Origin of the sequence: Rhodococcus rhodochrous (genome assembly GCF_014854695.1) — a bacterium.
In the GTDB taxonomy this organism is placed as follows: Bacteria; Actinomycetota; Actinomycetes; order Mycobacteriales; family Mycobacteriaceae; genus Rhodococcus.
Genome location: NZ_CP027557.1, coordinates 1,451,439 through 1,469,055, shown reverse-complemented (window position 1 = coordinate 1,469,055; position 17,617 = coordinate 1,451,439). Strand labels below are relative to the sequence as shown.

The 17,617-nt window shown below is 68.4% G+C and carries 20 protein-coding genes; 12 read left to right on the top strand and 8 right to left on the bottom strand.

Going from position 1 to position 17,617, the window contains the following annotated elements:
* Entirely contained in the window at positions 1–297 is a 297-nt protein-coding gene (locus tag C6Y44_RS06895; RefSeq protein ID WP_006550586.1) for a 4a-hydroxytetrahydrobiopterin dehydratase, read from the top strand.
* On the opposite strand, the gene C6Y44_RS06890 is transcribed toward C6Y44_RS06895, so the two are convergent.
* Positions 233–1,486, bottom strand: a complete 1,254-nt coding sequence (locus C6Y44_RS06890; RefSeq protein WP_159418908.1) for a mannosyltransferase — start codon at positions 1,484–1,486, stop codon at positions 233–235. The genes C6Y44_RS06895 and C6Y44_RS06890 overlap by 65 nt on opposite strands.
* A gap of 378 nt (positions 1,487–1,864) precedes the next feature.
* Between C6Y44_RS06890 and C6Y44_RS06885 the strand changes: the two genes are divergently transcribed.
* From C6Y44_RS06885 to C6Y44_RS06875, 3 genes are all read left to right on the top strand, one after another.
* Positions 1,865–2,707, top strand: coding sequence for an Rv1157c family protein (locus C6Y44_RS06885; RefSeq protein ID WP_159419303.1), 843 nt, complete (start codon positions 1,865–1,867; stop codon positions 2,705–2,707).
* A gap of 108 nt (positions 2,708–2,815) precedes the next feature.
* The gene (locus C6Y44_RS06880; RefSeq protein WP_120281854.1) at positions 2,816–3,199 is read left to right on the top strand and encodes a hypothetical protein; all 384 of its coding nucleotides are present in this window, start codon (positions 2,816–2,818) and stop codon (positions 3,197–3,199) included.
* 157 nt (positions 3,200–3,356) lie between these two features.
* A complete protein-coding gene (locus tag C6Y44_RS06875; RefSeq protein WP_159418909.1) occupies positions 3,357–4,799 on the top strand; it encodes an MFS transporter in 1,443 nt (480 codons plus the stop codon).
* On the opposite strand, the gene C6Y44_RS06870 is transcribed toward C6Y44_RS06875, so the two are convergent.
* Positions 4,796–5,554 (bottom strand): DUF1906 domain-containing protein, encoded by a 759-nt coding sequence (locus C6Y44_RS06870; RefSeq protein WP_174247071.1) that lies wholly within the window; start codon positions 5,552–5,554, stop codon positions 4,796–4,798. The genes C6Y44_RS06875 and C6Y44_RS06870 overlap by 4 nt on opposite strands.
* 125 nt (positions 5,555–5,679) lie before the next feature.
* On the bottom strand, positions 5,680–6,612 hold the full coding sequence (locus tag C6Y44_RS06865) for a restriction endonuclease (RefSeq protein ID WP_060651722.1): 933 nt from the start codon (positions 6,610–6,612) through the stop codon (positions 5,680–5,682).
* 185 nt (positions 6,613–6,797) lie between these two features.
* On the opposite strand from C6Y44_RS06865, the gene C6Y44_RS06860 reads away from it, so the two are divergent.
* Positions 6,798–8,183 carry a carotenoid oxygenase family protein gene (locus C6Y44_RS06860; protein WP_159418910.1) on the top strand — a complete coding sequence of 462 codons (1,386 nt, stop codon included), beginning with the start codon at positions 6,798–6,800 and terminating at the stop codon, positions 8,181–8,183.
* Positions 8,184–8,208: 25 nt separating this feature from the next.
* Entirely contained in the window at positions 8,209–8,775 is a 567-nt protein-coding gene (gene mug / locus C6Y44_RS06855) for a G/U mismatch-specific DNA glycosylase (protein WP_159418911.1), read from the top strand.
* Position 8,776: 1 nt separating this feature from the next.
* Here mug and C6Y44_RS06850 read toward each other — a convergent pair whose 3' ends face one another.
* Complete coding sequence (locus C6Y44_RS06850) at positions 8,777–9,118, bottom strand: DUF1330 domain-containing protein (protein ID WP_006550595.1); 342 nt, start codon at positions 9,116–9,118, stop codon at positions 8,777–8,779.
* Positions 9,119–9,205: 87 nt separating this feature from the next.
* Here C6Y44_RS06850 and C6Y44_RS06845 point away from each other — a divergent pair, with 87 nt between their 5' ends.
* Entirely contained in the window at positions 9,206–9,985 is a 780-nt protein-coding gene (locus C6Y44_RS06845; protein WP_159418912.1) for a helix-turn-helix domain-containing protein, read from the top strand.
* A gap of 85 nt (positions 9,986–10,070) precedes the next feature.
* The gene (locus tag C6Y44_RS06840) at positions 10,071–10,286 is read left to right on the top strand and encodes a hypothetical protein (protein WP_026061451.1); all 216 of its coding nucleotides are present in this window, start codon (positions 10,071–10,073) and stop codon (positions 10,284–10,286) included.
* Positions 10,287–10,293: 7 nt separating this feature from the next.
* Here the strand turns inward: C6Y44_RS06840 and C6Y44_RS06835 are convergent, their stop codons facing one another.
* Both C6Y44_RS06835 and C6Y44_RS06830 read right to left on the bottom strand, forming a co-directional pair.
* Positions 10,294–10,818 carry a 2'-5' RNA ligase family protein gene (locus C6Y44_RS06835; protein WP_120281849.1) on the bottom strand — a complete coding sequence of 175 codons (525 nt, stop codon included), beginning with the start codon at positions 10,816–10,818 and terminating at the stop codon, positions 10,294–10,296.
* Positions 10,818–11,567, bottom strand: coding sequence for a CPBP family intramembrane glutamic endopeptidase (locus C6Y44_RS06830; RefSeq protein ID WP_085989295.1), 750 nt, complete (start codon positions 11,565–11,567; stop codon positions 10,818–10,820). Before C6Y44_RS06830 ends, C6Y44_RS06835 begins: the two co-directional genes overlap by 1 nt.
* 281 nt (positions 11,568–11,848) lie before the next feature.
* On the opposite strand from C6Y44_RS06830, the gene C6Y44_RS06825 reads away from it, so the two are divergent.
* Positions 11,849–13,546: a fumarate hydratase gene (locus tag C6Y44_RS06825; RefSeq protein ID WP_120281847.1), complete on the top strand. Its 1,698-nt coding sequence runs from the start codon at positions 11,849–11,851 to the stop codon at positions 13,544–13,546.
* Positions 13,547–13,692: 146 nt separating this feature from the next.
* Here the strand turns inward: C6Y44_RS06825 and C6Y44_RS06820 are convergent, their stop codons facing one another.
* A complete protein-coding gene (locus C6Y44_RS06820) occupies positions 13,693–14,085 on the bottom strand; it encodes a hypothetical protein (RefSeq protein ID WP_019288027.1) in 393 nt (130 codons plus the stop codon).
* 221 nt (positions 14,086–14,306) lie between these two features.
* On the opposite strand from C6Y44_RS06820, the gene uraD reads away from it, so the two are divergent.
* The 3 genes from uraD to pucL are packed head-to-tail and all read left to right on the top strand — an operon-like array spanning position 14,307 to position 16,059.
* Positions 14,307–14,813 (top strand): 2-oxo-4-hydroxy-4-carboxy-5-ureidoimidazoline decarboxylase, encoded by a 507-nt coding sequence (uraD, locus tag C6Y44_RS06815; protein WP_159418913.1) that lies wholly within the window; start codon positions 14,307–14,309, stop codon positions 14,811–14,813.
* Positions 14,810–15,133: a hydroxyisourate hydrolase gene (uraH, locus tag C6Y44_RS06810; protein ID WP_159418914.1), complete on the top strand. Its 324-nt coding sequence runs from the start codon at positions 14,810–14,812 to the stop codon at positions 15,131–15,133. The genes uraD and uraH overlap by 4 nt, the downstream gene beginning before the upstream one ends.
* Positions 15,134–15,138: 5 nt before the next feature.
* The gene (gene pucL, locus C6Y44_RS06805) at positions 15,139–16,059 is read left to right on the top strand and encodes a factor-independent urate hydroxylase (protein WP_159418915.1); all 921 of its coding nucleotides are present in this window, start codon (positions 15,139–15,141) and stop codon (positions 16,057–16,059) included.
* 30 nt (positions 16,060–16,089) lie between these two features.
* Here the strand turns inward: pucL and C6Y44_RS06800 are convergent, their stop codons facing one another.
* Complete coding sequence (locus C6Y44_RS06800) at positions 16,090–17,553, bottom strand: PucR family transcriptional regulator (RefSeq protein WP_225623741.1); 1,464 nt, start codon at positions 17,551–17,553, stop codon at positions 16,090–16,092.
* Between the last annotated feature and the right edge of the window lie 64 nt (positions 17,554–17,617).

The following is a 17,617-nucleotide window of genomic DNA, read 5'->3' as shown; positions in this document are numbered from 1 at the left end:
ATGTCCCAGCTGCTGACGGACGGAGAGATCGACGCCGCGCTCGCCGAGTTGCCGCACTGGCACCGCGCGGGACAGTCGCTGGTCCGCACCATCGAGGCGCCCACCTTCCCCGACGCGATCGCGCTCGTCGACCGGGTGGCCGTCGTCGCCGAGGAGGCGAATCACCATCCGGACATCGACATCAGGTGGCGGAAGGTGACCTTCGCGTTGAGCACACATTCCGCCGGTGGCATCACGGAGTCGGATCCGGCTCTTGCGCGTCGGATCGACGAGGAGGCACGGCGCTCGGGTCTGTAGTCGCCCGTTCGTCCTGCTCCTCGCGTCCCCGGGCGGCGAGGATCACGACGACGTAGACGGCGAGGACACCGACCACGTTGACGGCGCCGAGCCAGGCGAGCGGAGCGGGACGTTCGACGTCCCAGATCGAGTTCTGCGCCGTACTCAGCACCCACGGAACGCCGATCAGCGTGACCGCGGCCCAGCACGCGGCCACGATGCGGGCTCCGAGCGACCGCACGAGTGGCCCGTAGACGAGCCACAGCAGCAACGGGACGACCCACACCCAGTGGTGGACCCACGAGATGGGCGAGACGAGCAGACCGAACAGCTGCACGATCAGCAGCGTGCCGAGACGGTCGTGCGTTCCGTCGGGCAGCGGTCCCAGCGACCGCCACGCCGCGAACGCGAGGACCGCGCAGACGACGACGCCGACCAGCCACACCGGACCGAGCCCGACGTCCTCACCCGCGAGACGACCCAGCGCTCCGCGCAGCGACTGGTTCCACACCGAGACGACAGGTCCGATCCGGTCCGCGTCGCCGAAGAGAGACCCGAAGTAGGTGGCGGCCTGGGAGCCGAGCACCAGCAGGCTCACCAGGACGGTCCCTACGAAGACGACCGCGGAGAACACCACCTCCCGCCAGCGCCTCTGCGCGAGGAAGTAGAGCCCGGTGATGGCGGGCGTGAGCTTGATCCCGGCGAGTACGCCGACGAGTCCACCCGACAGCCACCATCGGGAACTGCGGGCCGCGAGCATCACGCCGAGGACGAGGAAGACGTTGATCTGGCCGTAGTCGAGGGTCGTGCGTACCGGCTCGGTCCATATGCCCGCAGCCGTCCACAGCATCGCGATACCGATCCACGACCGGTTCCGCGCCCGCGCGCCCACGACGAGTTCGAGGGAGATCCACACGACGGCGAACAGCGCCGCGACCGTCAGCAGCTGCCAGGCCACGCCCAGGACCCCGAACGGGATCAGGTGCAGGGGCAGGAAGACGAGGGCGGCGAAGGGTGGATAGGTGAACGGCAGCGGGAAGTCGGGGGTGTCCTCCGAATAGGTGAACCCGTAGAGGTCGCCCTGCAGCAGAGCGGCCGATCCCTCGACGTAGACGTGCAGGTCGACGAGGTTCATGCCGTTGGGAGTGATGAATCCCCAGGCGAGCCGGACGACGACGGACAGCGCCAGTAACGCCGCGCACCACCACATCCGGTGCGAAGGAAACCCTCGTGGCACTACGGTGCGGCCTCTCCCGTCGAACGTCCGTCCGGTGAACCGGACCCGGCGAAGGAGATTACCGTTCCGATAGGCATGCAAACGAACCGGAGTTCACTCCCGTAACGATTTCATCTACAGTCACAATCTTCTCAGGTCGGACGCGTTATGTTCGACAGGAACCGAGGGACGGAACACCCCGTGGTTAGAATCCCGAACCAGCGATGGGCGCGCCGTTCCGAAACGGCAGGCTTGTCCCGTGTGCGGGGGGTCCATAGAGTGTCCCCTCGAGCCGTCAGCATCCGGTCGTTCGTCCCGAACAACCGGATGCTTCAACGACAAGGATGGGGAACAGTGCTTCGTACTCGAGGAATGCGACGGGTGCTCACGCTGTGCGCACTCGCCGCCACCGCGGGATTGGCCGTGCCTACGCAGGCCGTCGCGCAACCGGCGCCACCCGCGCTGCCGGATCTGGCAGGGCTCGTCGAACTGCCCCGGTTCGAGATTCCCGCCGATCTTTCCGTCGAGTCGTTGACCGACCTCCTCGCCGGGGTCCGGGCGAACCCCGAAGAGGTCGAGGCCCTGGCTTCCCTCGCGCCCGCGATCATCGGTGCGGCCGCAGGCCCCGCCGATGTCGCCGACGCGGCCGACGGCAAGAACGACCTGCTGGCGCAGGCCAAGGAACTGCTCGCGAACTCCGAGCTCCCCGAGTCCGTGAAGAGCACCCTCCAGCGCGTCATCACCTTCCTCGACGGCAGCGGCGGTGGCGGACCCGAGATCCCCGAGCCCGGCGCCGTGGTGATCTCGCAGTTCCTCTACCCGACGATCGGCAAGGGTTGCATCGGCGACAGCCAGGACTCCGTGGGCACCGCCCTCGCGGTCGCGGGTCCGTCCCACCTTCCCCCTCCCGGACCGGCCGCAGGCCAGACCGGCTTCGTCTTCACCGCGCTGGGCACCGCCCCCGCCGCCGGCGAACAGCAGCAGCCGCTCACCCTGAGCTGGGTCAACGTCTCCAACGGACGCACGGGAACGCAGCCGCTCACCAACGACGCGAAGATCAACCCCGACGGCCCGACCACGCTGAGCGCGATCGCCGACACCGGTTCGGGTCAGGTCCTCGCCGTGATCTCCGGTGGAATCACCACGCAGGACGAGGGCGCCGATCCGCGTTCGTGCACCTTCCTGCCCACCGTGGGTCTCGTCGCCGTGCCCTGATCACGTCGAACGCAGATCACGTCGAACGTACCGAAGGCCGCCGGGGAGTTTCTCCCGGCGGCCTTCGCGTCTCTTCCCCCGTCGCTGTCGGGCGTGATAGACCGGAGCATGGCCTTCCCCGCGTCGCGCATCCCGTCGAAGCAGCGTCGTCTGCGGCACCGAGCCGGCGCCGCGTCCGTGAATTCCCGCCGTTCGCTCCTCTCTCACCGCTCGATCCTGTCGATCGCCTCGGAGCGGTCGATCCTGTCGATCGGTTCCTCGTACTCGATCCTGTCGATCGGTAGCTGCGGGTCGGTCCTGTCCATCGGCTCCGTCGGATCGTTCGGTTCGGCGTTGTCGTCACTGTCGTTCGCGAGTCTCGGCTCGGCGCTGTCCGGACTGTCGCGCTGGTCGCTGCTGGCGTGGCGGGGCGATCATTCCGCACCCGACGAGCATCCGCCGCTCTCGATCACCGTCGACGAATCCGAGCCCGACAAGCACTGTCAGTCCTGACACCGGGAGCCGGTCGAACGACCACGCAGGACCGGAAGGCGGAAGGTCACTAGGGATCGACGGGCCCGTCATGTTAGACACGATGGCAGCGTCGTTCGTATTGCGCACAAATTGTCGTCGTAGGCCGCGTCACCCCGGCCCCGGACCGAGGAGCCGCATGGCCGTAGAGACACCGCTCTCCACCCGGGAGATTCCTGCCCCGCGCGGGATCGTGCCGGTCCTCGCGACCGTCGGTATCAGCGTCGCGCTCATGCAGACCCTGATCGTTCCGCTCCTCCCCCGGTTGCCGGTGCTCGTCGGCGCGACGCCCGAGAACACGTCCTGGGCCGTGACGGCGACTCTGCTCGCCGGCGCGGTGGTCACTCCGATCAGTGGTCGCCTCGGCGACATGTTCGGCAAACGCCGGATGCTGCTGGCCTCGCTGTCGCTGATGGTGCTCGGTTCGGCGGTCTGCGCGCTCGCGACGACCCTCGTTCCGCTCGTGGTCGGTCGGGCACTACAGGGCGCCGCGATGGGCGCGATCCCGCTCGGTATCGCGATTCTGCGCGACGAGTTGCCCGCCCGGCGACTCCCGGGCGCCATGGCCACCATCAGCGCCACGATGGGTGTCGGCGGCGCGATCGGCCTGCCCGCCGCGGCCTTCGTCGCCCAGGCGACCGACTGGCATATGCTCTTCGTCGCCTCGCTGGCCCTCGGACTCATCGGGATCGCCGCGATCCTGTTCGTCGTGCCCGAGTCGTCGCAACGCAATCCGGGACGCTTCGACGTCGCCGGGGCACTGTTGCTCTCCGTCGCCCTCGTGTTGTTGCTCCTGCCGGTCACCAAGGGCAACGACTGGGGATGGACCGCCCCGGCCACCCTCGGAATGCTCGCCGGGGCACTCGTGGTGTTCGTCGGCTGGGGCCTGTACGAACTGCGGATACCGCGACCGCTCGTGGACCTTCGGCTGTCCGCCCGCCGGCCGATCCTCATGACGAATCTCGCGTCGGTCGCACTCGGCTTCTCGATGTACTCGAACATCCTGGCGTTCCCGCAGCTACTGATGGCGCCGACGGAGACCGGTTACGGTTTCGGGCAGACGATGGTCACCGCCGGGATCGCGCTCGCTCCCGCGGGGCTCGTCATGATGGCGCTGTCCCCCGTCTCGGCGCGCATCACGACGCGGTTCGGGGCTCGCGTGACCCTCGGTTGCGGCGCGGTACTGGTGGGCCTCGGCTATCTGATGGCGTACGTGCGGTACCAGGAGGTCTGGCACATCGTCGGCGCCTCGATGCTCATCGGCGCCGGTGTGGGTCTCGCCTACGCCGCGATGCCCGCGCTCATCATGGGCGCCGTGCCGTTGCGCGAGTCCGCCGCGGCCAACAGCCTCAACACCCTGATGCGGTCGATCGGCACGACGAGCGCCGCAGCGGTGGTAGGTGTGATGCTGGCGGCGATGACCCAGCGCATCGGCGACGCCGTGGTGCCCGCCCTGGAAGGGTTCCGCGCCAGCTTCCTGGTGGCGGTGGGCGCGGCAGTGGTGGCGCTGGTCTTCACGATCCTCATCCCGCCGCCGGGCCGCTCCGTGCGACCCGTCGACGAGACCCGACCCGAGCGCTAACTTCCCAGGAGTCCCGGGGCGGAACTCGGTGCGCTGCCGGCAAGCGACCACTGGCCGTAGTCGGGCGTGAGCACGTGGTTGATGTCGACGCCGATGCCGTCGATCCGGACCTCGCCCGGGATCTGGTGCAGGTTCGCCCGCGGATGCACGTACCCCTTGGGCGTGCCCCAGTCGTGCTGCCAGTAGAAGGACCCGAGGGAGACCGCCGACGCCCAGTCGATGGTCGGCGAGTTGGCGTACACACCGAGATTTCCGGCGCCGACCACTTCCTGCCAGCCCAGCAGGTACGGCACGACCTGGAGCGTGAACTGCTCGAAGGTCGGGTTGTCGTCGATCGAGGCGTAGATCGGCCGGTTCTCCGGGCCACCGGCCGCGTAGTGGAGGTCGAGGCCGCGCCGGGCGTGCTTCAGACCGGCCTCGTAACCACCGAGCCAGTCGGCGGTCTCGGCCTTGCCGTACTGGTAGCACGAGACCACTTCGAGGCCGCTGTCGACCAGCGCGTCCGCTTCCCGTCCGGTGAGCGGCTTGGCGCGCATCCACGCCGCGTCGGGCCGCGCGTCGGACACGTACCGGATGGCGCCGATATGGCCGGCGGCGCGGATCGACGAGGGCGACGGCACGGCGGCCGAGTAGTCGATGATCGTCCCGAGCACCGGGCGTCCCTGGGCCAGGCCCGGCGCGCCGAGCGCAGAGATCAACGCGACGCCCGATCCGAGCGTCGCGTACCGCAACATGTCCCGCCGCGAAAAGGTCATCGCCACCTGTCCTTCGTATTGCCGTCCGTACGTCCGCCGTATTGCATCACAATCACAGGTGTCCCACCGGCCACACGGGGAATTCGACAGGTCGCGGCAGCCGATATCGCGACGGCGCTACGAGGTCAGCGGCCGGACAGTTCGGCGAAGAAGGCCGGCACCAGGGAGACGTCCTCGATCGTCCGCACCGTGGAGCGGACACCGAGACCGTGCTCCTTGAGCAGATCGCACAACCCGTCGCCGTCGACGAGATCGATCGGCGGGGCACCGTGCCGGTGGGCTTCGGCGCGTGCGTCCTCGGTGAACGATCCGGTGGTGACGAGCAGGCCCTTCTCGCCCCGCCCGACCATTGCGGCGCGGAACTCGCGGACCACGTCGGCACCCGCCTTCTCCGGTGCCCGCAGGAAACGGAAGAACACCGAGAAGCTCAGCAGCGACACGCGCAGGACTCCGGTGCCCTCGACGTGGCCCTCGGGGGCGTGGGATCCGCCCGGCGCCGGAATCGTCAGGGTGGTGAATCCGGCCGCGCGCAGCACCGCGGTGGCGAGCCGTTCGAAACCGTCCTCCGACAGGTCGGCGACGGCGCCGAGGACCGGTTCGCGCCACAGTTCGGGATCCTCGGGGGCGGCTGCGAGCGGCACGACCTGGGCGCCCTGCGAGACGTTCCGCACCATGCGCTTGCGGCGCTTCTCGGCCGTGTACGCGACCTGCATGGGCTTGATCTCCGACTCGCGCACAGCGCGGCCGCGGTCGGTCACGCTCCACACACCGCGGCGGGTGTTCGACAGCAGGCCCATGCCCTTGAGGTACGTCCGGGCCCAGGCCAGCCGGTATTCGATCTCCGTTCCGGGGCCGTCGCCGTGGAGTACTGCCCGTGCTTCCTCGGACAGTCCGGTCCGGGCGATCACGGCGGAATCGATCTCCTCGATGACGCCGGATCCGCCGAGCTCGATCACCGCCTGCACGGTCGGCCAGAGAAGATCCGTGTACGGCGGCAACGTGGCCTCGCCACCTCCGGTGTTCCGGACGGAGTTTCCGATCGCGTTCCGGCGCTGCACACCTTCCCCTAACGTCGCGGCCGTGCGGCCGCACTATCGGTCCTGCACGTAGGCAACAACCCTATCCGATGCACGGCCCCTGTCCGCGGGTGCCGGATCGGGCGCGCCGAATCACGAACCGATCGCCCTTCCCGGTCCTACGATTTCCCCACGGAAGAATTTCGCCTCCACCGAAGCGAGTCGCCATGCAACGTCCGGCGCCTGTCGATCTGGCACACCATCCGCATCTCAGTGGCCTGTTCGCGCCTCAACGCGAGGAAGTGGACGTCCGCGAGCTGGAGGTCGACGGGGAACTTCCCGCAGATCTGCACGGAAGCTATCTCCGCAACGGACCCAATCCGCGCTTCGACCCGATCGGCCACTACGTCTACCCGATCGACGGCGACGGCATGGTCCATCGCGTGCAGATCTCCGAGGGCACCGCCCGCTACACGAACCGGTTCGTGCGGACCCCGCAGGTCGTCGCGGAGGAGAAGGCCGGCCGCGCGCTGTGGGCCGGCATCACCGATCCGTACTTCCCTCCCGAGGAGGAGGTCGGGCCCGACCTCGCGAACACCATGCGCGAGCTGCCGGACATCAACGTCGTCCGGCACGGCGGGCGGCTCATGGCGATGGCCGAGGCGTCACCGCCGTACACCCTGGGTTCCGACCTCGAGACGCTCGGACGCGAGACCTTCGACGGAACCCTGCCGGTCGGGCTGACGGCGCACCCGAAGATCGATCCGCACACCGGCGAGATGGTCGCCTTCTGCTACATGCTCGACCCGCCGTATCTGACCTGGTCGGTGGTCGCACCGGACGGGACGGTGACGCGCGCGCCGACCCCGATCGACGGCGTCGACCGGCCGTTGATGATCCACGACATGGCGCTGACACCGACCTATGTCGTTCTGGTCCTGGCCCCGCTCGTGTTCGACCTCTCGCAGATCTTCTCCGGCGGATCGCCGCTCGACTGGAAGCCGGAGCGCGGAACGCGTGTCGCACTCGTCCCCCGCGACGGCGGGGAGGTGCGGTGGTTCTCGACCGACACCTTCTGGATGTGGCACACCGCCAACGCGTTCGACCTGCCCGACGGCGACGTCGCACTCGACTACGTGGAGTGGGCGTATCCGGGCGCGTTGACCGAGAAAACGGGTCCGAACCGGTCCGTCCTACGACGCGCCGTGATCGGTCGCAACGGGATCACCCGCACGACTCTGCACGAACGCGACATCGAGTTCCCCCGCATCGATGATCGGTCGATGACCCTCGGCCACTCCGTCGTCGCGACCATCGGGCGCAGCAGGCCGCAGAAACTCCCTGCGGGAGCGGCCGATTCGCTCTTCTGGTTCGATGTGGCGTCCGGAACCGAATCGGTCTGGGCGCACGAGACCCTCTCCCCCGGCGAACCGGCCTATCTCTCGGGTGATTCGGGCGGCTACTGGGGCGCGATCGCGACCGACCGGGCGGACATGACGAGCTGGTTCCTCGTCTTCCCCGAGACCGACCCGGCGTCGGGCCCGATCGCGCGGGTCCGTCTGCCGATCCGTGTCCCGGCCGGCCTGCACGGAGCCTGGCTCCCGCCGGACTGAGCGTCGCTCCGGCTAGTTTGGGTGGATGGGTTTCACACGAGCCGAACTCGAGTCCTTCCGCGATGCGGTGATCCCCGATCTCGTCGCGCCCGGTTGCCGCCTGTTGTTCGTCGGCATCAATCCGGGACTGTGGACCGCGGCAACGGGAGCCCACTTCGCACGGCCCGGAAATCGCTTCTACCCCGCCCTGTTCCGCGCCGGCATCGTCGATCGGCTGATCGACGCGTCGTCCGGCATGAGCGACGCCGACCGCGATCACCTGCTCGAGCGGGGTGTCGGCATCACGAACCTGGCGCCGCGCGCGACGGCCCGCGCCGACGAGCTCACCGACGAAGAACTGCGTGAGGGCGGGCGCCATCTGGCGAACGTGGTGGCCGAGTTCCGCCCTCGTGCCGTGGCGGTCGCGGGCATCACCGCCTACCGCGCGGCCTTCGGCCGGCGCAAGGCGAAGGCCGGGCGGCAGGACGACACGATCGACGACGTCCCGCTGTGGGTGGTGCCCAATCCGAGCGGGTTGAACGCCCACGAGACGGTGGAGTCGCTGGCGCGGGCCTACGCCGAACCGGCCCGGGCGGCCGGCATCCTGTCCTGAACTACCGCTGAGCGCCGAACACCTTGTCGAGGAAGTGTGTGGCGCGGTAGCCGGGCGGTGTGCCCTGCACGACGACCGCCCATCCCTCGGAGTTCTCGGTGCGGAGCGGGAGGATCGCCTGGTACTCCGGGGATTCGTACCAGGATCGGGCACGGTCGACGTCGGGGAATTCGATGATCACGAGGTTCCCCTCGAAGGGGCCTTCCATCCCTTCGGGGTCGACGCCGTGGACGAGGAAGCGTCCGTCGTACGGGGCGAGGGTGTCGTCGATGGTCTCGATGTACCGGACGATGTCGTCGTTGAGGTCGACGTTGCGGAGATGAGCCACTGCGTATGCGTTCATGGGGACCACCCTGCGCCTCGTCGTGCACGGAATCGATTACCCCGGAAGTAATGGTGACCGTTCCCCGCCGGCTCTACTGTCGGGTGCATGACCACGGTCGACACTCCCCACGCCGGAGCCCTGCTGCGGGCATGGCGCGAGCGCCGCGGCCTGAGCCAGCTCGCCCTGGCCCACACCGCCGGCATCTCGTCGCGGCATCTCAGCTTCGTCGAGACCGGCCGGTCCCGCCCGTCACGAGCGACCGTGCTGAAGCTGAGCGACCGGCTGGACATCCCGCTGCGCGAACGCAACACCATCCTGGTCGCGGCGAGCCACGCGCCCGTCTACCCCGAGCATCACCTCGGCGACCTGCCGATGGCGGCGATCTCCGACGCGATCACGCGAATCCTGTCGTCGCACCACCCCTTTCCCGCACTCGTCGTCGACCGGCACTGGACGATGGTCGATTCCAACGACGCCGTCGGGGTGTTCGTCGAGGGGTGCGCTCCGGAACTGCTGGAACCGCCGATCAACGTGCTGCGCCTGACCCTGCACCCGCGGGGACTGGCGCCGCGCATCGTCGATCTCGGGCAGTGGCGCGGTCATCTGCTCGCCCGGCTGCAACACCAGATCGGTGCGACCGCCGACCCCGTCCTGCTGCGCCTGTACGACGAACTCGCCGGTTATCCCTGCGACGATCCGGTCGACGAGGTCGAACCGCATTCGCTGGTCGTGCCGATGCGGTTGCGGACCGAGGCCGGCGAGTTGTCGTTCTTCAGCACGACGACCCTCTTCGGGACCCCGCTCGACGTGACGGTGTCGGAACTGGCGATCGAGGCGTTCTATCCCGCCGACGAGGCGACGGCCCGGGCGCTGAGCGGAGCGTGATCGCCGAATCGGCCGATCACGAACGGTTTCCGCGCTAACGTGGGAGGTGCGCGTCTGCCGAGCGGATCATGCGGAGGACACCGACATGAGCACTGCGAAATGGTGGGTTCTCGATCAGCGGGAGTCCGGCTTCGCCCTCGAACACCGCCCCAGCGGCGACCTCGTCCTGATGAACACCGCGACGTCGGAAGAACACGTCCTGCACGGCTACGTGTGGAAGCACTGTCCGCACTTCGGCCTGCAGATCCAGAGCGAGGGCCCACCCCCGTACGGACCGTGGGTGGAGAACCCCGAGGAGTGAGTTTCCCTCACGGGATCATCCGTAGCGGCGTGTGCTCGCCGGTGGCGGTGTCGATCAGCACCGCGCGATCGAGTGTCGCTTCGATGGGCAGCACGTCGTAGACGACCGCGCCCAGGCGGTCGAGTTCCTCGCGCCGGGTTCGGGGACTCAGCGAACAGTGCGGGGTCCAGCGTCCCGGGACGTAGTAGCGGTGCAGGTCCGCTCCCGTCGTCTCCACGACCTGCACGACGCGGTCCTGCCGCTGCACGAGTTCGGTCGAGGGGGCAGGCACGAGCGACGCCCGGCCGCGCCGGAACAGCCCGAGCGTGTCGATGTAGACCGGGACGGGTCCCCCGTCGGGCATGTTCTCGAGGGCCGAGACGACGGCGGGTGGATCGTAGGTCCGCAGTACCGCGTACGACAGGTGCGGCACGTGCTTGCGGTGCGTGTGGGTGAGCAGGGTCGGGATGCCGCTCTCCTCGAGCCGGCCCCACAGTCGCCGGATCGCGCGGTCGGTCTCGGTGTCGAACAGGAGACAGACCGCCAGCGCCATCAGTTGAGTGTGGCGTGCCAGACGAGCGCGGCAGCGAGGGCACCGGCGCCGTTGAGCGACCAGTGCAGCGCGATGGGCGCGAGGATGCTGCCGCTGCGACGACGCAGCCACGTGAACACGAAGCCCGCGGCGGCGGTCGCGATTACCGCGCCGACGATGCCGGCGATCTGCGCGAGCAGTCCGGCGCCGAGGAAGGCGCTGAGGCCGGCGTTGCCCGCCGTGAGACCGAACGACGAGGCGACGTGCCACAGGCCGAACAGCAGGGATCCCGCGGCGAAGACGCCGCGTGCGCCCCACACCCGCTCGAGGGTTCCGTGGAGCACCCCGCGGAAGGCGAGTTCCTCGGGGATGACGGTCTGGAGCGGGATGATGATCATCGAGGCGACGAGGGCACCGGAGATCGTGGCGTAGCGCTCGGAGAGGAAGAACTGCCTGGTGAACGGCAGGGCGATACCGATCGCGACGACCGCCAGGACGAGGGCCACGGCTGCTACCGAGTAGAGCGTCCCCTTCTTCCAGTGCCGAGGTGAGAGTCCGAGTTCCGACCAGCGCATGCCGCGTCGACGCATCATCGCGACCAGCACGCATGCTGCGATCGGCACGGTCGCGATCGACGCCCACGCGGTGGTGAAGTGGGCGATCAGGTTGGTGGTGACGAGCACCGCGATCACGACGGCAAGATCGATCCAGGCGTGGAAACGGGGAAGCCAGGCCAGCGACGGCAGGCGTCCGGTCTCGGGCGAGGGCAACCGTTCGATTTCTACGGTCACGTGCGATCCCTCCGGAAACTCTCGAACATCCGGTCAAGTGTACGGATCGGGGCCTGCCGGCCGCCGTGACGGCGAACACTCCGGCCTCGACTTCCTTCCGGGATTTCCGGTCGTCGGCGACATAAACACGCCGCCGAAAGTCTCGAGACGCAAGTCACATTCAGTCTGCAGGTCGAGTCCGTCACATGCCCCGTTGTCAAGGCCTTGCGTCGGCGCCGCTAACGTGTACGGCGATCATCAGCCCTCTTCCAGGAGAAACAATGGCCGACTTCCTCTACGAGGACCTGCTGCCGATCGGGGAAGACCCCACCGAGTATCGGTTGCTGACCACCGAGGGGGTGTCCACCGTCGAAGGACCCGACGGCCGCACCTTCCTGAAGGTGGAGCCCGAGGCCCTGCGCCTGCTCACCGAGACCGCGCTGCACGACATCTCTCATTACCTGCGCACGGATCACCTGAAGCAGCTGGCGAGCATCCTCGAGGACCCCGAGGCGTCGAACAACGACAAGTTCGTTGCGCTCGACCTCCTGAAGAACGCGAACATCGCCGCCGGCGGCGTGCTGCCCATGTGCCAGGACACCGGCACCGCCATCGTCATGGGCAAGCGCGGCCAGCAGGTACTCACTCCGGGCGACGACGAGGAGTCCATCGCGCGCGGTGTGTACGACGCGTACACGAAGCTGAACCTGCGGTACTCGCAGAACGCCCCGCTGACGATGTGGGACGAGAAGAACACGGGCAACAACCTGCCGGCGCAGATCGAGCTGTACGCGGACACCGCGAAGGGCCACGAGAACGCCTACAAGTTCCTGTTCATGGCCAAGGGCGGCGGATCGGCCAACAAGTCGTACCTGTACCAGGAGACGAAGGCCATCCTGAACCCGGACTCGATGATGCAGTTCCTCGAGGCCAAGATCCGGTCGCTCGGCACCGCGGCGTGCCCGCCCTACCACCTCGCGATCGTCGTCGGCGGCACCTCCGCCGAGTTCGCGCTCAAGACGGCCAAGTACGCCTCGGCGCACTACCTCGACGAGCTGCCCACCGAGGGTGCCATCACCGGCCGTGGCTTCCGCGATCTCGAACTCGAGAAGAAGGTCTTCGAGCTCACCCAGAAGATCGGCATCGGCGCGCAGTTCGGTGGCAAGTACTTCTGCCACGACGTCCGCGTCGTCCGCCTGCCGCGCCACGGCGCGTCGCTGCCCGTCGCGATCGCCGTCTCCTGCTCGGCCGACCGCCAGGCCAAGGCCAAGATCACCCCCGAGGGTGTCTTCCTCGAGCAGCTCGAGTTCAACCCCGGTCGGTTCCTGCCCGAGGTCACCGACAGCCAGCTCGACTCCGAGACGTCGGGGGTCTCGGGCACCGGCAAGGGCGCCGCGGTCAAGATCGACCTCACCCGGCCGATGCCGGAGATCCTCGCCGAGCTGTCCAAGCACCCGGTCAAGACGCGCCTGTCGCTCACCGGTCCGCTGGTCGTTGCGCGCGACATCGCGCACGCGAAGATCAAGGAGCGCCTCGACCGCGGGGAGGAGATGCCGCAGTACCTGAAGGATCACCCGGTCTACTACGCCGGTCCGGCGAAGACCCCCGAGGGCCTCGCGTCGGGTTCGTTCGGCCCGACGACGGCCGGTCGCATGGACTCCTACGTCGACCAGTTCCAGGCCGCCGGCGGCTCGATGGTGATGCTCGCGAAGGGCAACCGCTCGAAGCAGGTCACCGACGCCTGCCACAAGTACGGCGGCTTCTACCTCGGTTCGATCGGCGGCCCGGCCGCGCGCCTGGCGCTCGACTGCATCAAGAACGTCGAGGTCGTCGAGTACGAAGAGCTCGGCATGGAAGCGGTCTGGAAGATCGAGGTCGAGGACTTCCCTGCCTTCATCGTCGTCGACGACAAGGGCAACGACTTCTTCGCGCACACCGGCGAGGTCACGCTCACGGTCGGCAAGCGCCCCGGTCTGTAGACCCGACTCGCTGTAGACGCACTACCCCGAACGGCCCGGCAGGATTCCTGCCGGGCCGTTCGCGTTCGGGTGGATGTGCGCACCGTGCGGACAGAAACACGCTGCCGAAGCGTGTGCTCATGTCCACAGGACGAGCAAATTCGGACTCAAGCAGCGCAGGTGTGCGTCCGCGCGAGCACCGCGGGCGACTGCACGACCACCTGCTGCAGGAAGTCGAGGACGACGTCCGGTGCCGGTTCGGCGCCGGGTGCGAGCACCGAGCACAGTGCGCGGTACTGGTCGTCGCTCATCACGGGCGCGATACGGAAGTGCGTGGTCATCGCGAGCGTGAAGTCGATCCCGAAGTCGCGGGCGCGGACCTGCAGCTGCGGACCGTGCTCCCCCGCGATCAGGCAGACGTCGAAGACGGCCCGTCCGGCGGTGTGCTCGAACGATGCGGCCGGAACGTTGTTGCGGACCATCTGCCGGTAGAGAGGCCGCAGTCCGCCGAGCACGACCGGCGGAAGCGTCACTGCTCGAGGACGGTCGGCGGTGAACATGTGATCACTCCTTCAACCCCTGCGACCCCATCCGGGTCGCCACTTTTTCTGGAATAAATCCAATAACTGGAACTATTCCAGAAAAACGTTCGAGACGCAACCACCTCGTTGGTCGATCATCCAACCGACGCACCCGCGGCGAACCGAACTCTGTAGCGCTTGCACCTCCCCCGCCGCACGCCCACCGGACAGTATCGAATGCACCGACGAAAGGAGGGTCCGTGCAGCTCACAACGGCCCGGTTCGATGCGATGCCCGAGGACGAGGCCGTCGCTCTGTTGCTCGACTGCTGTTCGAGCCGGACATGGGCGCACTCCGTCGTCGCGGCGCGCCCGTTCGGTTCGCGCACCGTGCTGCTCACCACCGCCGCTGCCGCGGCCGAGAACCTCGACGGTGACGACCTCGCCGACGCCCTCGCCGGCCACCCGCGCATCGGCGAACGCAGCGAACACGCTGCTTCCCGCCGCGAGCAGTCCGCCGTCACCACGGCCGACGCCGACATCCTCGACCGGCTCGCCGCCGGCAACCGCGAATACGAGGAACGGTTCGGGCACGTCTACCTCGTCCGCGCCGCCGGCCGCACGGCATCGGAACTGCTGGAGATCCTCGAACGTCGCCTCGGCAACGACCCGGAGACCGAGAAGGCCGAGATGCGAGCGGCGCTCGCCGAGATCACCCGACTCCGCCTCGAACGGATCGTCACCGAGACCGCAGGGAGCCGCGCATGAACACCCTGAGTACCCACGTGCTCGACGCGACGGCCGGTGCACCCGCGGTGGGGTTGCACGTCACCCTCACCGACACGCACGGAACCTCGCTGGGCGCCGGCGTCACCGACGACGACGGCCGCCTCACCGGTTTCACCGACGCGCTGCCCGAGGGCACCTACCACCTGACCTTCGCCACCGGCGACTGGTTCTCGAGCCGTGGAGTCGCGTCCTTCTATCCGGAGGTGACCATCACCTTCCGTATCCCGAAAGGCAGCAGCCACTTCCACGTGCCGCTCCTCCTGTCGCCCTATTCGTATTCCACCTACCGCGGGAGCTGACCACCATGACCGAACTGACCGGCAAGATCGTCCTCGGACCGCACCGCTACGGCAAGGCCGAGAACCGGGTGGTGCGCATCGTGCGTGACACCGACCGGCACGAGATCCGCGACCTGAACGTCTCGTCCTGCCTGCACGGCGATTTCGACACCGCACACCTGGAGGGTGATCAGGGCACGGTGTTGCCCACCGACAGCCAGAAGCAGACCATCTACTCCTACGCCAAGGAGAAGGGCGTCGAGTTCGTCGAGGAGTACGGTCTCGCGCTCGCACGGCATTTCGTCGACGACGTCGAACCCGTCCGCTCGGCACGCATCGAGATCGAGGAGTACGCCTGGGAGCGGGTCGTCGTCGACGGCGCCGGGCACGACCACACCTGGACCCGCAAGGGATCCGAGGTCCGCACCGCCGCGATCACCGTCGAGGACACCGGGACCGACCGCCGCGAATGGGTGGTCGGCGGCCTGAAGGACCTCGTCGTCCTCAAGTCCACCGGCTCGGAGTTCCAGGGCTTCCTCACCGACCCGTACACGGTCCTCGAACCGGCAGAGGATCGCATCATGGCGACGAGCCTCCAGGCACGCTGGCGGTTCGCGTCGACCGACGTCGACTGGGACGCCGTCTACGCGGGCGTGCGCGCCACCCTCCTCGAGGTGTTCGCGAACCTGCATTCGAAGGCCCTGCAACAGAGCCTGTACGAGATGGGCCGCGCCGTGCTCGAGCGCTACCCGTCGATCGCCGAGATCCGCCTGTCCGCACCGAACAAGCACCACTTCCTCTACGATCTGGCACGTTTCGGAGTGGAGAACGCCGGTGAGGTCTTCCACGCCGACGACCGGCCCTACGGACTGATCCAGGCGAGCGTGCTGCGCGAGGACGCCCCCGATGCCGGCATCTCCTGGGAGCCCTACACCGGCGCCATGTGACCACTCACGCGGCACGACAACGGATACCGCTCACGCGAGAGCGGGTTCCAAGGAACGCAACGCGAGATACAGGTCGAAGCGGTCACCGGTGCGCGCGAGGGAACGCCCGGTGAGCGCTTCGACCCGCCCGATGCGGTAGCGGACCGTGTTCAGGTGCACGTGCAGTCGATCGGCCGTGCGCCGCCACGATCCGTCGCAGTCGAGGAATGCCTCGAGGGTCGCGAGCAGACCCGCATCGGTGCGCCGGTCGTGTTCGACGACGTCCCCGAGCAGCCGGTCGGCGTAGGCGCGACGCAGTTCGTCGGGCAGGGTCGACAGCAGGTCGAGCGCCGAATCGAGTTCGGCGCGCCGCACCGACACCGGACCCGGATCATTGTGTGCGGCAGCGCATGCCGACGCTGCCGCGCGGACCGCGCCCGCCGGGTCGTCGTCGGAACTCTGCCCGCCGACACCGACGAACATCCGGTCGCCGCGCAGTGCCGGCGCGAGACGGCCGAGCCGTCGGCTCAACAGCCGTGCCACGTCGACGTCGTTGCCGATCGCCGGGGCGACCACCCTGTTCGCCGCGTCGACGGACGTGACGGCGCCGTCGAGAACATCCTCGACGAGACCGCGCAGGACGTCCGGCGAGATCCGACCCTCGGCTTCGGCCATCACCGCGACCCGCGAGTCCGCAGCACGCACGGTCGTGGCCCGGTCGGTGATCTCCCATGCCACCCGGCGCCGTTCGTCGCGCCGGATCCGATCGAGAGCGACCACCGAGGCGAGCTCGGAGAACGCCTCGACGCACTCCGGTCCGCTCTCATCGTGCCGGATCACCAGGAACCACGCGTCGATCCGGTCCGTCAGTCCGCGTCCCACCGGCAGGACGGTGAGGTCGCCCGCGAGCCGCAGTGGAAAGCGGTCGGCGGTCAGCGCTGCTGCGGTGATCCGGTCGAGTTCGGTCTCGTCGAGCTCGGCACCTCCTGCGACCGTCACGCCCGTGGAGGTGATCAGCGCCGATTCCACCACGAATTGCTGCGCGAGTCCGTCGAGCAGCTCCCCCACACTTCGACCGTCGGCGACGGCGGCGAGCCATTGCCGCTGCCGCGCCAGCCCCGTCTGCAGACGATCCATCCGGGCCCCGGCCATCCGCCCGGTCATGTATTCGATGACCCGGCTGAACGGCACCTCGTCGGGCACGACCAGCAGCGGCATGCGGTGTCGTGCACACGCCTCGACCACGTCGTCGGGGACGCGGCCGTGCAGGGCCTCGCCGGCGGCCATCGCCGTCACCCCCGCTCCGACGAGTCGTTTGACGAACAGGTCGGAGTCCTCGGCGGAGCGTCGCCACACCAGGCCGGTGAACACGAGCGAGCCTGCGCTGACGTAGCGCGTGGGGTCGGGCATGTCGGTGGTGCACGCGCGCAGCACCGGACGGCTCAGGGCCTCCGTGTCGCCGTGCAGTACACCGATTCCGAGCCCCGGCGCCTCCACCACATCTCGAAGAAGCACGATGTTCACCTCCTGGTGACGGTCTTGGACGATCGCACAGTACGAGCCGCGGATTTCCGAGGTG